Source organism: Verrucomicrobiia bacterium (assembly GCA_023953615.1).
Classification (GTDB): domain Bacteria; phylum Verrucomicrobiota; class Verrucomicrobiia; order Limisphaerales; family JADLHS01; genus JADLHS01.
In genome coordinates this window covers 1,476,030-1,490,084 of record JAMLJH010000002.1, presented here as the reverse complement: position 1 = coordinate 1,490,084, position 14,055 = coordinate 1,476,030, and the positions used below count along the sequence as shown (strand labels likewise).

The window sequence follows — 14,055 nt, the reverse complement described above, 5'->3', positions numbered from 1 at the left end:
TCTGTCCGTGACGATTTGTTGCGGTCGTGAACGGACTGTTTCCAGATACAACCCGAGGTGTCGGATCGGTTGGGGATTCAATTATGAGGTTTATCTGTGAAAGCAGATCCTCTTTAATCAACGGCAACAAGTAGAGCAAAACGAAATATGCGGACCTTCAAGTTCATTCTGACTTTTTTGTTGGTGGCGCTGGGGCTGGTAGTGGGCCGGAGCGCGACCAATCCCCCCGCGTTTCCCTTGGACTCCAATCAAGACCGGGAACGCACCTGTTTTCAGACGGCCGAAGCGTGGAGTGGGTTTGGTAATCTGCGTTCGGATGTAGCGATCGTTTACGGCATTGATCCGCAGTTGCCCAATCGCCTGCAAACCTGGCGCGAGCGCGGCTACCGTTTGCACGTGATGACCGGCGTTTCCTGGGGTAATTATCAGGATTACCTCTACGGACGTTTCGATGGCATCAATCACGAGGACGAAGCGCAGACGGAACGCAACGGTCAAAAGATCAGCCACGGTGGCGATGTGTACTACATGTCGCCCGGAACGAACTTTGGCAAGTTCCTCTGCGTGGGCGTGCAGCGCGCGTTGGACGCGGGCGCGGAAGCCATTCATCTGGAGGAGCCGGAGTTCTGGGTGCGCGGCGGCTATTCGGAGGGGTTTCAACGCGAGTGGCGCGCTTACTACGATGAAGCCTGGCAACCGCCGCACGCTTCGGTGGACGCACAATGGCGCGCTTCCAAACTCAAGTATTTTCTCTACCGGCGCGCGTTGCAGCAGGTGTTCGATTACGTGCAGGATTTTAATCGCCGCACCGGTCGCCACGTGCGTTGTTACGTGCCGACGCACAGTCTGTTGAACTACGCGCATTGGCGCATTGTCAGTCCGGAATCATCGCTCGCGCGGCTGAATGGCTGTGACGGTTACATTGCGCAGGTCTGGACCGGCACCTCGCGCACGCCGAATCTGTTTCGTGGTCAATTACGCGAACGCACTTTTGAAACCGCGTTCCTCGAATACGGAGCGATGCAAAATCTGGTTCGCGCCACGGGGCGCACGGTGTGGTATTTGAACGATCCGATCGAGGATAATCCCAATCACGACTGGAACGATTACCAGCGGAACTGGGAATCCACGCTGGTCGCCTCCCTGTTGCAACCTGACGTTTGGCAGTACGAAGTGGCGCCGTGGCCCGAGCGTGTGTTTCGCGGTCGTTATCCGCACGGCGTGCCGGACGATCAGCGTCAATCCATCCCGCCCGCCTACGCCACCGAACTCCAGGTCGTGTTCAACGCGCTGAACGACATGCAACAGGAGCGCATCGAGTGGGATTGCGGCACGACCGGAGTGGGCGTAATGGTGAGTGACTCGCTCATGTTTCAACGGGGCGATCCGCAGCCGGGCGATCCGCATCTGAGCGAAATTTACGGACTCGCGCTGCCGCTGTTGAAGCGCGGGATTCCAGTCGCGCCGGTGCAATTGGAAAACGTCACCGTGCCGCATTACTTGAAAGACTTCCGGGTGCTCTGGCTCACCTATCACGGTATGAAACCGCTGTCTGCGGACGTCCACACCGCACTGGCGGATTGGGTCAAACAGGGTGGGCGACTAATTGTTTGTGATGATGATTCCGATCCGTATCACGCCGTGCGCGATTGGTGGAACACCGATGGCAACCACTACGCCACCCCGAGGGAACATCTGTTCGCTCAACTGGGTTTCAAAGCCACGAACGCGACGGTCACGGCGATGCGACCGCTGAATTGGCGGCACGGAGAGGGCGAAGTGTTCTGGCTGCGGGAAAATCCGGTGCAGCTCGCCAAATCCGACCACGGTGATGAACCCGTGATTCAACTGACCCAGCGCGCGGCGAAGTCCGCCGGATTGAAGTGGCGTGAAACCAATTACCTGCAACTCCGGCGCGGCCCGTACGTGATCGCTGCCGGTTTGGACGAATCCATCGCTGCCGAACCAAAACAACTGCGCGGACGCTTTGTGAATTTGTTTGATCCTGAGTTGCAAGTGCAAACCAGCATCGAAGTAAAACCCGGCAGCCGATTTTTCCTGCGCGACCTGGAAGGCGAGCGCGACCAAGTGCCGCGCCTCATCGCCTCCGGATGCAAAGCATTGCTCCAAAGTCAGACCGATGCCGCCATGACGTTGGCGGTGGAAGGCGTGGGAAATACCCCTGCGGTTTTGCTTCTTCGCGCCGCCAAGCCGCCCCGCATGGTCCGCTTCGATGTCGGGGCGACTTTGAACTATTCCCATTCAGCCAAGGAAGGCTTGTTGTGGATTCACTTTGCCAACGACACCCAGCCGCGCGAGTTGACGATCCAGTTTTAACGGCAATGACGCATCGCCTGAGCGGTGGCGACGATTGAAGTCAGTCGAACTTACTGTTCGCTTTAGAATTGTCCAGACGCTATTGGAACGCTGAATTTGATTTCGTGACCCGTCACACGAGGAGCGTCGCGGAAATCACAGCTTGGGGTGTTGGCGGTGGTGGTCGGTGGCGTCTTGATAGTTTTTGGCAAGCGATAGCAGTTCGGCTTCGCCAAAGAGCTTGCCCAGAAAGTAAATGCTGGTGGGCGCGCCGGCCGATGTGAATCCGTTCGGCGCGACCAAGCAAGGGTGTCCGGTCAGATTTCCCAGCAGTACCGTCATCCCGGCACCCGAGGGAGCGAGGATGACGTCGAACGGTTCGAACGCTTTGGCCATATCTTGAATCAGCAGCCAGCGGATGCGTTGGGCGCGCAGGTATTCGACGGCGGGAACAAAGCGGCGTTCGCGAAAGGTGTTGGGCCAGGCATCGGCGGTTTGTTGACGCAGCCAGTCGTCCTGGTCGCTCAAGGTTAATTCATCGAAGGCGGCCGCGGCTTCCGTGGAAAGTAGAAACGAAATGTTGCTCAGTGGATATTCCGGGAATTGCACCGGTTGCAGGTTCACTCCGAGTTTACGCAATACGGCCAACGCGGCATCGTCGTTTTGTCGGCCGTCACCTTGCTTGGTTTCGAAAAGGGTTTGCAGGTAGCCAACGCGAAGTTTTTTCACGTCGAGACGCGCGTCGTAATTGAACGGGACGTCGCGCACGGTTTGATCAGCGTCGTCCGGCCCTTGAATGGCGTTGAGTACGAGGGCGCAATCTTCGACGGTGCGGCAAATCGGTCCGATCTTATCCATGCTCCAGCTCAGGGTCATGGCGCCCGCACGGCTGACGCGGCCATAGGTCGGGCGCAAGCCGGTGACGCCGCAGCGACTGGCGGGCGAAAGAATCGAGCCGTAGGTTTCCGTGCCGATGCCGAACGCAAACAAACCAGCGGCGGTACCGGCCGCCGATCCAGCGGAACTACCGCTTGAACCTTGCTTGAGATTCCACGGATTGCGCGTCACTCCGCCGAACCACGTTTCGCCCATGGCCAGTTCGCCCATGGTGGTTTTGGCAATCAACACGGCGCCGGCTGCTTCCAGGCGTTGGATGACGGTGGCGTCAAAATCAAAAACCTGGTTCGTGTAAGGCGCGGCGCCCCAGGTGGTGGCGATGCCTTTGGTGGCAAACAAATCCTTGGCGCCATACGGGATGCCGTGCAGCGGTCCGCGCCAGTTGCCCGCCGCGATTTCCCGATCGGCTCGCTGCGCCTGCCGCAGCGCCAGCGTTTCGGTGAGCGTGACGACACATTCCAGCTTCGGCCCGATCCGTTTCAGTCGTTCGAGATAAAACCCGGCGAGTTCCACGGAGGTGAGCTGGCGGGATTTGATCAGCGCCGCCAGTTCGGCGATGGAGTAGAACGCCAGGTCGTCCAAATTTTGCGGGCGTTTGATTTTAGGCAGGGGTGCGGGCCGAAACTTTTTGCGCGTGGTTTCCAGTTTGAAGCCGACGGGCAGGGGATTGAACTGGAGGGCGGGCGGGACGCCGTTTGAGAGCGGCAACTGGCGCATCGCCTCGTAGTTGCGCCGCTGTGCTTCCAATCCAGGACGGAGCATTTCGATCTCGACATCGGAAAAATCGAGGCTGAACAAGGCCGCGGCGCGGTGCGCGTCGTTGGTGGTGATCGAGTGATGGTTGGTTTGGGAAAGTGCGGCGATGGGTAAACAGAAAGTCATGATGAAAATGCTTACGCGCATGATTCGATACTGACGCAAAACCCAAGTGACTGGCAACGTCCAAACGGCTGTTTGCGCGCTTCAATGCGGTTCGGGCGCAAAGGCGTTGATGAACTTAACCAAGGCGCGCACATCGTGGTAATTGGCTTTCCAGGCGTGCGCCAGACCGGTGCGTTTAGGCTGACCGTCGGCGCTTACGGTGTCCAGCCAGATGCCGGTCCGCGCATCGGTTTGATGGGCGTTGATGAAGTGGATGAGTTGGTCCAGCGCCTCGCGGTAGGCGGCATTTTCCTGATGACGCAACGCATCGGTCAGGGCGGCGAGCAGTTCCGCCTGCACCCACCAGATTTTATCCTGATCGTTGGCGGGTTCATCGCTCACGCCGCGATGGTAAAGCCCGCCGCGTTCGTGGTCGTAACCGTGGGCGAGCGCATGGTCCAAATGCGCGTAGAAATGTGTCCAGGCGGGGCGAGCTCCGAGGACGGTGTCGGCGCGCAGCATCAACCAGGCAAACTCGACGTTGTGTCCGTAGGAAAGTCCGGCGCTGCGCGGATCGGTGACGGCGCGCCAATCCGGTTGCCGATGGAAACAACTTTGGCCGGCGTCCGGGGGATAGAAATAACGCTGGTTGATCGTCAACGCCTCGATGAGGCTGCGCTTCACTTCGGGATCGTGCGTGACGTCATACAATTCCGCGAACGCCTCCTGCAGATGCAAATGGGTGTTGGCGCTTTTAAGACCCGCAATTTCGACGATGGCGTTGGGGTCACGATCCGGAAGCGGTTGCCAGTCGCGCGTGAAATGTTCATGCCAGCCCTGATGTTGCGCATCGTGCGCGCGTTGTTGAATCACGCGATATAACCGCAAAGCTTCAGCCAGCGGCTCCGGCGCTTTGGTGGCGCGATGCAATTCCGCAAAGGCGTAGAGCACGAACGCCTCGCCATAGAGCAGTTTGCGATCGTCAATGACGCGTCCCGCGGCATCCGTCTTCCAGAAGTAACCCCCGTGCGTGGTGTCCAGAAAGTGATTGGTGAGAAAACGATAGCCATTCCATGCCGCCGCGCGGCTGGCGTCGTTGGCGTCAGCCAATCCCTGCCAGTGCAGGTGGGCAAACGTCCAGACCATGCGCGCCTGGGATACCAGTTGTTTTTCCGTCGAATCCGTTGCGCCTTTGATCGCGTCGTCGCCGAGTAGAAAACCGCCATTGGTGTGGTCCAGTTTGGCCAGCCAATAGGGCAGGGTGCGATGCGTGAGTTGCTCGCGATACGCGGCGGCGTGTTGTTCCAACGGCGCCGCGCCAAGCGAAACAACGCCAGCGAACCACAGCAAAGCAACGGGCAATTTCATCGCGAGTGAGCATAGCGTTGCGGCTGGTGAATACAAGCGGACAGGGCCGGTTGGGCCAAGCGGTCGCCTGATGGAGCCGGATTTATTTTGCGCGGCTGGCGTTTTCAACTTTCAGCCCGGAGGTCAGTCCGGTAAAACAACACGGTTTAATTGGATGAGTGATGCGGAATTTTCCCCAGCAGCGTCTGGCGACGGATTTGATTTCTGGCGCCGGCGGGCTGGATTGTTTGTGGCGCCGCTGGTTTTTGGGGTGCTGTGGTTTTTGCCAATTTCCGGTTTGAGCGTGGAAGCGCACCGGTTGTTGGCGGTGTTTGGCTTGGTGGTCACGCTTTGGTTGACGGAAGCCATTCCGTTGGCGGTAACCGCTTTGCTCGGGCCGGCGCTTTGCGTGGTGTGCGGCATCGGTACTGACAAGGAGATGTTCAAGAGTTTTGGGCATCCGATCATCTTTTTGTTTCTGGGGAGCTTTCTGCTGGCTGAGGGAGTGTTGCATCATGGGCTGAACCGGCGCATTGCGTTTGGCATTCTAAGCCTGCCGTGGGTGGGGCGGCGTCCCAGCCGGATTTTGTGGGCGTTTGCGGGAATCGTCGGATTGCTCTCGATGTGGATTTCCAACACCACCGCCGCAGCCATGATGCTGCCGATTGGGCTGGCGATTCTCGGCGAAATGGCGCGCCGCCAATCCGAACGTGAAGGGCACGAGGTTCGTTTGACCGATCTGAAGTTTGGCACGGGGTTGATGCTGGCGACGGCATTTGCGGCCTCGATTGGAGGGATGGCGACTCCGGTGGGCACGCCGCCGAATTTGATCGCCATCGGTTTTCTGGAAAAAAGCGTCGGTTTCAAACTGACGTTTTTCCAATGGATGGCCTTTGGGGTGCCGCTGGCGCTGGTGTTATTGATCGGATTGGGAATTTATTTGAATTGGGTTTGCCGGGCGGAGAACGACTGGCTGGGTGAAAGCACCGCCTGGATCGAGCGGGAACGCGCCAAATTGGGACCGCTATCTCGCGGCGAGCGCAATGTTCTGATTGCCTTCGTGGTAACGGTGGTCTTGTGGTTGCTGCCGGGCGCGGTCGCCGCCGTGGCCGGGGTGAACGCTCCGCTGTTCAAATGGCTGGAGCGGCATCTGCCGGAGGCGGGCGCGGCGTTGCTGGGGGCGATCCTGTTGTTTGTGTTGCCCGTCAATTTCCGACGCGGCGAATTCACATTGGGTTGGGCGCAAGCGCGGCGGATTGATTGGGGAACCATTCTGCTCTTCGGTGGCGGACTGGCCTTGGGCGAAGCGATGTTCAATACCGGTCTGGCCCGTTGGGCCGGGGAGAGTTTGGCGATGCGGTTTCATGTGCAGTCATCATTCGGGCTGGTGGTGTTGTTCGCGATCATTGGGGTGTTCCTCACCGAGACGACCTCGAATACGGCCACGGCCAACATGGTGGTGCCGGTGGCGATTGCGGTGGCGGAAGCGGCGCAAGTTAATCCCGTGCCACCGGCTTTGGCGGCATGTTTGGGCGCGTCACTGGCTTTCATGCTGCCGGTTTCCACCCCGCCCAACGCGATTGTCTTTGGCAGCGGTTGCGTGCCGTTGCTGAAAATGGTGCGTTACGGCCTGGTGCTCGATCTTTTCGGCATCGGAGCGATCATCGTGGTCTGCCACTGGCTGTTGCCGCTGGTACTGCGGTAGCCGTTAAAGCTGGCGCGCAACGTTGCGGGTTTGCACTGCACGAGTGGCCGGAAAGCGCAATTTCACTTCGACCGCCCCGTTGCGCGTTTGGCGGTTATTGACTGATCACGCGGAAATACGCCGCTTCAGCAGTGTGGGGAAGGGTCGCGCTCGTTGCGCTGCTTGGGTTGCCGACGTTCTGCCACGAAGGATTGGTTAAATTGGTGGCCGTTTGCAGTTGGTACAAACCCGGGCCGCCGGTCCAGTGCAACGTGACATGAGATGCATTTGTTTCGATGGAAAGAGTGATGGGTGCTCGCGAAACCATGATGCCGCCGGCCTGCGGTCCCCCGAGAGCTTGCACTTCCGCCGCGGACAGCGTGCGGTCAATGAAGCAAAAGCCGCGGAGATAAACTTCATGGGTGTAAATGCCGGAAGTATCGCCTTCGTTGAACAGCAGTAGATCGGCGCCGGCATCGAAGCTGGAGTAAATCGCGTGGCGGCCATCAAGCACGGCGGTGCCGGTAAAGACCGGGTTGCCATTCACGTAGTAGGCGACCACCTTCGCGGCCAAATCCGCCGCAAAGGTGATCCGATACCAGGTGTCAGCGGTGATGAGTTCCGAGGCGGAATATCCGATCGCGCCAATCCCGATCGCGCCTTCATCACTGACGTAGAAATCCGCGTCGTTTTGGTTCGCCGGGTTGGTGTTAAAAAATGGAAACCAGTTAATGCTGCCGGGCAGGAGGACGTCGAAGATCAGCGTGTATTGGTTGATATAAGCGCCGCCGCCGTTAGGCTCGCTGTCGGTGAAGGTGACCAGATAACCATTGCTCTCCCCGGCGAATGCCGGCGCGTGGAGATACGCCGCTGGCTGGCCGTTGATGTGCGGCACGAGATTTCCGTCCGTGGTCCCAAAAGTGGTTTGGCTCTGCGTTGCGTCGCCATCCGCATAAGCCAACGTGCCATTGCCCAAAACCGGAGTCAGATCTCCGTTGGCGAAATTCCATTCGTACGTTGTGGTGAGCGAAATTTTGGTGGTGAACGACCAAACGTCGCCGGTCACCGTGCCTTCTGGCGTGATTTCATCCACGCGCCAGTAATAAGTCGTTCCGGGTGCGAGATTGGTCGTCGTCAATAACGTGGCGGTGGTGTTGGTGAGGAGTTCGCTTGGTCCATTCGTACCCCAATAGACCAGATGACTTGTAGCGTTACTGCCGGGCAACCAACTGAGCACAGGATACGAAATGATGTTCGTGGCTTGATGCACCGGGATGGGGTGGCTGGCGCGAGCCAGGAGCGAGGGCGGAGTCAGCGTAAAAGTCGTGAGTACCGCTCGATGGTCAGACGGCCAGGGATTGATGCTGTTCCGTCCGTCCAGTTCGGCGGATTGCGTTGGCGTCACCCCATCATCGCTCCCGCTGTAATAAACGAAATCAATGCGATCAAAAACATTCTCGGGTTCATTGACGGGTTTGGGAGTCCAAGTGACGCCCGGATCGTCGTAGGCAAATTGGGGTGGAAACTGGCGGTTGTCCGGATACAACTCGCGGTAGGAATCTTTGAGGCCCGCATTGATGCACGCAACGGACGTGGGCCACGGCAGGTCCGCATAATCGAGGTGTGAAGGCGCGTTGAAGTCGCCCGTCAAAAAGCAAGGATCGGGACCATCCAGAATCAACTGCATCGTCGCCAGCAATTGCTTCAACGCCGGTAACCGGGTTTGATTTTCCAACTCCACCACGGCAGCCTGGGATTGTCCCTCGTTCAACGCGTACGGGCCGTAGGGATAGGGTGCGAGATGGCAGTTGAAAAGGTGAACCCGCTGTCCGGGGCTTGGCTGAACGGTCACGCCCCGCGAACCGCCGATATAATGCGTCATAATGATCGGATACCGGCTGACAATGGAGCAGCCGGGTGCCGGCAAAACGTAAAAGCCAAGCGAATCGGCAATGGTTTGGGCGGCAGCGTTATTGCACTCCTGCAAACCCACCAGGTCCGCGCCGGAAGTGCGGATGGCTTCAATACAATCGCTCAAACTATCACCGCCGTTCACCCAGATGTTAAAACTCATCACTTTCAATTCGGTGATCGGCTGGGCCTGGAGTGATCCGGTCAGCGCTAAACAGCCAATCGCGCACCGGAGTAAAATTCGGATTTTCTTGTGGACAACCATGCGAGCAATTTTGGCGAGACGCTGGAGCATGTCGAGCCGGGTTTTTCGACTGGACGCGGATACCACCACGTCCGGTCCGACTGATTCGAAAGTCGCGGTTGCGGGATTTGTTGTCGCACCTTCATGACTTTGATTAAACTGCGCTGCAACATGAGAATTCGCCTTGCCCGTCTGACCGACGCTCCGGTCATCGCCGAGTTCAATGCGCGTCTGGCGCACGAAACGGAAGGGCGACGCTTGGACGCGCGGCGACTGCGTCTCGGGGTGCGGCGTTTGTTGCGTGATGCGAACAAAGGCATTTATTTTTTGGCGGAGCAGGAGGGCGCGGTCGTGGGTCAGTTATTGATTACGTTTGAATGGAGTGATTGGCGCAACGGTTATTTCTGGTGGATTCAGAGTGTGTATGTGTTGCCGGAGTTTCGCGGGCAAGGGGTGTTTCGCGCGTTGTATGGACATGTGGCGAAGCGGGCCAGGGCGCGTCGCGATGTTTGTGGTTTGCGGCTTTACGTGGATCAGGAGAATCGCCGCGCCCAGCGGATTTATCAGCAACTCGGACTGAAAGCGGCGCGCTATAAATTATTGGAACTGGATTTCGTGTTGAAATAGCAAAGTCTCGACCATGTTTTCATACCATCAATTCCTCGGGGTAATGATTGTCGCCATGATCTTTCCGGCCTTTGCCCAAACCGCTGATCCGATTCCGGCGTTGCCGGCCCCGCAGAATTTCCATCTCTACCTGATGCTGGGACAATCGAACATGTCAGGTCGCGGTGCGGTGGAAACGGAAGATAAAACACCTCATCCACGCGTGCTCATGCTGACGACCAATGGCGAGTGGCGTTTGGCAATTGAACCGGTTACGCACGATCGTCCGAAGATCATTGGCGTAGGGCCGGGACTCGCTTTTGGCAAAGCCCTGGCTGCCGTCGCGCCGGACGTGACGATCGGTTTGATTCCGTGTTCGGTGGGCGGGACGCCGCTCGAACGCTGGCAGCGAGGTGGCGACCTTTATTCCAACGCGGTGCATCGGGCGCGATTGGCGATGGCGTCGGGTACGCTCAAAGGCGTGATCTGGCATCAAGGTGAAAGTGATTGCACGCCGGATTTGGCGCCAAGCTATGGGCGACGGCTCACGCAGATGATCCGTGATTTTCGCGCCGAATTGAGCGTGCCGAAGCTGCCGTTTGTGGTGGGACAACTCGGAGAATTCCTCGCCACGCGCCAGAGGAATCCGGTTCCGGAGGCACGCCTCGTGAATACGGCGTTGGCCGCCTTGCCGGAGCAGCTTGAGTTGACCGCGTGCGTCAGTAGCGCGGGTTTAGCGCACAAAGGAGACGAGCTGCATTTTGACAGCGCGTCTCAGCGGGAGTTGGGCCGTCGCTTCGCGCGAGCCATGTTGGAACTTGAGTCGCGCTGACCAGGGATGGCTTCTCCCCTGCGGCTACGCGGATGGCGAAGGCGTCTGCCCGCGGTTCGTTTCATCGGTGCCGGCGGGCGCACCCGGTTTGGGTTTTTTGATGCGCGCTTCGGTGCGCTGGATTTCATCAGCGACCGTTGTGAGGTGCTGGCTGATGCGCCGCAAGCTGTCGAGCATGTCGAGGAAAACCAGGTTGGACAGCAGTGCGGCGTCGTTACCAGGGCGCAGGTGTTCGTAATGACTCTGCTTTTTGGTCGCGCAGCGGGCGGCCACACTTTCACCCACTTGAATCAACTGTTGCGCGGCGTCCGGATCGCGGGTGGTGAGCCAACTGGTGATGAGTTGAAACTGTTGCAGCGTTTGCAGGTAAATTTCGTGCAGCACGGTTTCGTTCTCGGGCGCGAACTGGAGTTGATCGGCCTGTTGCTTCTCCACGGTGTGCAGAAAATGTTTTTCGATGATGTCGCCCACCGTTTCCAGTTCGCTGGAGCACGTCAACAGAATGAAATGCCAGCGGCGGTCGGGGTCGTTCAGCTCCCCGATGCGGCTCAGATACAACATCAATTGGCGGTTGATCTCGTCAATCGTGTCGTCCTGATGGCGGATGGCTTTCAGATTGCCGCCATCTTCCGTCGTCCGGACCAGCCAGACTTTTTGCAACATCTCGCGCACTTCATCCGTCATCCGCAGAGTTTCCCGCGTGGCGTTGGCCAGAGCCACCGAGGTGGATTCCAACGCTTGCGGGTCCAAGAATGTTTTTCGGGCCAGCGCGGCGGCGGGATCGGCCCCGATCCAACGGCGCACCCACGTCAGCAATCCATTTAGAAAGGGCAGGGCGATGATGGCGGCCACCACGTTGAAAGCGGTTTGCAGGAACGCCAATTGATGCGAGACCGGCAATCCAAGCGCGGGTGACAAAAGGAAATTCAACGGCCCGAGCGCCAGCACCAGCACTGCGGCCACCGCCTTGACGATGAGGTTGGCCCAGCCCAATCGCCGTCCTTCTCCATCATTCCAAACGCAGAACAGCGAGGTGCAGCCGATGCCGAGGTTGGTGCCGACAATCCAGGTGACAAAAAGCGAGCCGGGTAGCGCGCCACCCGTGGCCAGACCGATGGCCAGACCGATCGCCGCGGTGGAACTTTGCAACACGATTGCGGCGATGGCCGCGCCGGCCCCCAGCAGAACCGGATAGTGGTTGAGGATGCGGAAAACTTCTTCCACCTCCTGGTTTTGAATGAAGCGGGTTGCCGCTTGATGAAAAAAATCCATGGCCAGGAAAATGAATCCCAGCGAAAGGAGACACTGGCCGATGCCGCGGATGCGGGACCGCGTGGTGAATTGAAATCCCACCACGCCAAAAAAGAGCATCAGTCCCACGTAATTTTCAACCTGAAAAGCGGCGATGTTCACGAGCAACGTCATGCCGACGTTGGCGCCGAGCAACATGGCCAGCACCTTGTCCGTGGCGATTTTGCCGCTGCTGGCAAATTGCATGGTGAGCAGCGAGAGACCGGTCGAGGAGGGCGCGACCGTGCCGGTGACGGCGCCGGCCAACATGGCTTGCGCCCGGTTTTTCGTGGCTTTTTCCAGCCAGACAATCAGCCGCCCGCCGAAAAGACGATCCAAGCCCTTGCGTAGAAAACGCACGCCAAAGGTGATCAAGGCCAGACCGGCTGCCAGTTTAATCAGGAACATGAATCCACGCGTTGCCAATGAACGCCCGAGCAGACTAGAGGCGGCGTTTGTTGTCGCAATAGCATAATCGTCCTCCGGCGGTCATTGCCGGAAATTTTGCGAGATGAGGTCACGCTCGAACCTTACTTGCGAGCGGAAGACTTGCGGTGAATCTGATCTTTCTTCTCTGCCAGGTCGGACTGAATGGCCTGGCGTTCCTTGCTGAGCTGTTGTTGCAGAAATTCAAATTTTTCAAAGTCGCCCGCCTCCGTGGCGGCGCTGATTGCGCTCTGAAGCGCAATTTCACGTTCAGCAATTTTGGCTTTGGCCTTGGCTTCCAGTTCAGCGATTTCCTGCTTCTGCCGGTCCGTTAGTTTGGCGGTCGGCGACGCTTTTTCCAGGCGCTCCATGGCGAGTTCGTATGCGGATTTCATAAAGTCGCGGTTGATGTACCGGTCGTTAGTCTAGTCGTTTCGCCAGCGGCGCCGCAAATCCGTAAATTCCGTCGCACCCCAATTCGTTCACTCATGCCAGACGGTCAGACTCCATGACGGGGAACTGGCGCGGCATCGAGCGGCAGCATCGGGCTTGGCTTGAGTGGGGTTGATTTGATTATACTGAGGTCCTGACGATGAGTTTGCCGATCAAGTTAATCTCCACCGATTTCGACGGAACGCTGTTTGCCGAGTTTGAAAACCCACCCATTCCGGCGCGCTTCGCGGAATTGATTGGCGATCTGCAACGGCGCGGCGCCAAGTGGGTGATCAACACCGGCCGCGAAATGTCGAGCTTGATGGAATCGCTGGCGCGCGCCGGGCTGGAGGTGCGTCCGGATTTTTTGGTGTTGGTGGAACGGGAGATTTATCAGCACAACGGCGCGCGTTACGTGCCGGTTGAGCCTTGGAACACGGCGTGTCGCGAGGATCACGAGCAGTTGTTTGATCGCGTGCGCCCGGAAGTGGCGGGGTTGATGGATTGGGTGAACGAGCGGTTCGACGCGACGGTTTATGCGGATGCGTGGTCGCCGTTTTGTTTAATCGCGCGGAACACTCAGGATGCGGACGCGGTTCACAACCGTCTGGACGGATTTTGCCGCCAGTTTCCCGAATTGACCGTGGTGCGCAATGATGTGTATGCGCGCTTCAGTCATGTGAACTACAACAAGGGCACGGCGCTCGCCGAACTGATGCGCCGCCTGGAAGTGACCAATGCTGAAGTTCTCGCGGCGGGAGATCATCTGAACGATCTGCCCATGTTGCAAAGCAAGTTCTCGCGGCATTTGGTGGCGCCGTCAAACGCCATTCCGGCGGTGAAGGAGTTGGTCGAAAAGCAGAATGGATTTGTCAGCCGGCAACCATGCGGCCATGGCGTGGTTGAGGGGATGGAAAACGCGTTGCGGCGGTAAGATAGGAATTACCTGGAAGACATTTTGGTCCGGGTTTCCTTCTGGTTCGCGCGTTTGAACGATCGTGCCGCGTCCGGGTTGAGCTCTGAACCTTAGCCCGCCTCTTGAGGGATGCGCTGGCGGGTGAAGAAAAAGCGCTTTGAGAGTAGAAGATGGTGGAACCTTGATGGGCATTATGGTCCACTGTGTTCAGGCCTGCGATTCACAAGGACAAGTCCGGATACGTGAAGAAGGAGGCAATGTATCCAAGCACAGGCACGGTCGGGAGTCCGACG

At 58.3% G+C, this 14,055-nt stretch carries 10 protein-coding genes; 5 read left to right on the top strand and 5 right to left on the bottom strand.

Annotated features, from left to right (window positions below; all coding sequences use genetic code 11):
- The first annotated feature begins 147 nt into the window (after positions 1-147).
- Positions 148-2,337 carry a hypothetical protein gene (locus tag M9920_16490; protein ID MCO5053876.1) on the top strand — a complete coding sequence of 730 codons (2,190 nt, stop codon included), beginning with the start codon at positions 148-150 and terminating at the stop codon, positions 2,335-2,337.
- A gap of 135 nt (positions 2,338-2,472) precedes the next feature.
- Here the strand turns inward: M9920_16490 and M9920_16485 are convergent, their stop codons facing one another.
- Together M9920_16485 and M9920_16480 are read right to left on the bottom strand one after the other, a co-directional pair.
- Entirely contained in the window at positions 2,473-4,095 is a 1,623-nt protein-coding gene (locus M9920_16485; protein ID MCO5053875.1) for an amidase, read from the bottom strand.
- Positions 4,096-4,176: 81 nt separating this feature from the next.
- Positions 4,177-5,442 (bottom strand): AGE family epimerase/isomerase, encoded by a 1,266-nt coding sequence (locus M9920_16480; GenBank protein ID MCO5053874.1) that lies wholly within the window; start codon positions 5,440-5,442, stop codon positions 4,177-4,179.
- A gap of 154 nt (positions 5,443-5,596) precedes the next feature.
- Here M9920_16480 and M9920_16475 point away from each other — a divergent pair, with 154 nt between their 5' ends.
- Positions 5,597-7,126, top strand: a complete 1,530-nt coding sequence (locus tag M9920_16475) for an SLC13 family permease (protein MCO5053873.1) — start codon at positions 5,597-5,599, stop codon at positions 7,124-7,126.
- Positions 7,127-7,220: 94 nt separating this feature from the next.
- Here M9920_16475 and M9920_16470 read toward each other — a convergent pair whose 3' ends face one another.
- Positions 7,221-9,281 carry an endonuclease/exonuclease/phosphatase family protein gene (locus M9920_16470; GenBank protein ID MCO5053872.1) on the bottom strand — a complete coding sequence of 687 codons (2,061 nt, stop codon included), beginning with the start codon at positions 9,279-9,281 and terminating at the stop codon, positions 7,221-7,223.
- Between the two features lie 150 nt (positions 9,282-9,431).
- Between M9920_16470 and M9920_16465 the strand changes: the two genes are divergently transcribed.
- The gene (locus M9920_16465; GenBank protein MCO5053871.1) at positions 9,432-9,887 is read left to right on the top strand and encodes a GNAT family N-acetyltransferase; all 456 of its coding nucleotides are present in this window, start codon (positions 9,432-9,434) and stop codon (positions 9,885-9,887) included.
- A 13-nt stretch (positions 9,888-9,900) separates the two neighbouring features.
- Positions 9,901-10,698 carry a sialate O-acetylesterase gene (locus M9920_16460; protein MCO5053870.1) on the top strand — a complete coding sequence of 266 codons (798 nt, stop codon included), beginning with the start codon at positions 9,901-9,903 and terminating at the stop codon, positions 10,696-10,698.
- Positions 10,699-10,722: 24 nt separating this feature from the next.
- Here the strand turns inward: M9920_16460 and M9920_16455 are convergent, their stop codons facing one another.
- Together M9920_16455 and M9920_16450 are read right to left on the bottom strand one after the other, a co-directional pair.
- The gene (locus M9920_16455) at positions 10,723-12,396 is read right to left on the bottom strand and encodes a Na/Pi cotransporter family protein (protein MCO5053869.1); all 1,674 of its coding nucleotides are present in this window, start codon (positions 12,394-12,396) and stop codon (positions 10,723-10,725) included.
- A gap of 122 nt (positions 12,397-12,518) precedes the next feature.
- Positions 12,519-12,809, bottom strand: coding sequence for a hypothetical protein (locus tag M9920_16450; protein MCO5053868.1), 291 nt, complete (start codon positions 12,807-12,809; stop codon positions 12,519-12,521).
- Positions 12,810-13,006: 197 nt separating this feature from the next.
- Here M9920_16450 and M9920_16445 point away from each other — a divergent pair, with 197 nt between their 5' ends.
- Positions 13,007-13,780 carry a Cof-type HAD-IIB family hydrolase gene (locus M9920_16445; GenBank protein MCO5053867.1) on the top strand — a complete coding sequence of 258 codons (774 nt, stop codon included), beginning with the start codon at positions 13,007-13,009 and terminating at the stop codon, positions 13,778-13,780.
- The last annotated feature ends 275 nt before the right edge of the window (positions 13,781-14,055 follow it).

Excerpts from the sequence above, each read along its gene's own strand:
- M9920_16450 (MCO5053868.1), bottom strand. The coding sequence starts at position 12,809 with ATGAAATCCGCATACGAACTCGCCATGGAGCGCCTGGAAAAAGCGTCG.
- M9920_16480 (MCO5053874.1), bottom strand. The coding sequence starts at position 5,442 with ATGAAATTGCCCGTTGCTTTGCTGTGGTTCGCTGGCGTTGTTTCGCTT.
- M9920_16490 (MCO5053876.1), top strand. The coding sequence starts at position 148 with ATGCGGACCTTCAAGTTCATTCTGACTTTTTTGTTGGTGGCGCTGGGG.
- M9920_16460 (MCO5053870.1), top strand. The coding sequence starts at position 9,901 with ATGTTTTCATACCATCAATTCCTCGGGGTAATGATTGTCGCCATGATC.
- M9920_16475 (MCO5053873.1), top strand. The coding sequence starts at position 5,597 with ATGAGTGATGCGGAATTTTCCCCAGCAGCGTCTGGCGACGGATTTGAT.
- M9920_16455 (MCO5053869.1), bottom strand. The coding sequence starts at position 12,396 with ATGTTCCTGATTAAACTGGCAGCCGGTCTGGCCTTGATCACCTTTGGC.
- M9920_16445 (MCO5053867.1), top strand. The coding sequence starts at position 13,007 with ATGAGTTTGCCGATCAAGTTAATCTCCACCGATTTCGACGGAACGCTG.
- M9920_16470 (MCO5053872.1), bottom strand. The coding sequence starts at position 9,281 with ATGGTTGTCCACAAGAAAATCCGAATTTTACTCCGGTGCGCGATTGGC.
- M9920_16485 (MCO5053875.1), bottom strand. The coding sequence starts at position 4,095 with ATGACTTTCTGTTTACCCATCGCCGCACTTTCCCAAACCAACCATCAC.
- M9920_16465 (MCO5053871.1), top strand. The coding sequence starts at position 9,432 with ATGAGAATTCGCCTTGCCCGTCTGACCGACGCTCCGGTCATCGCCGAG.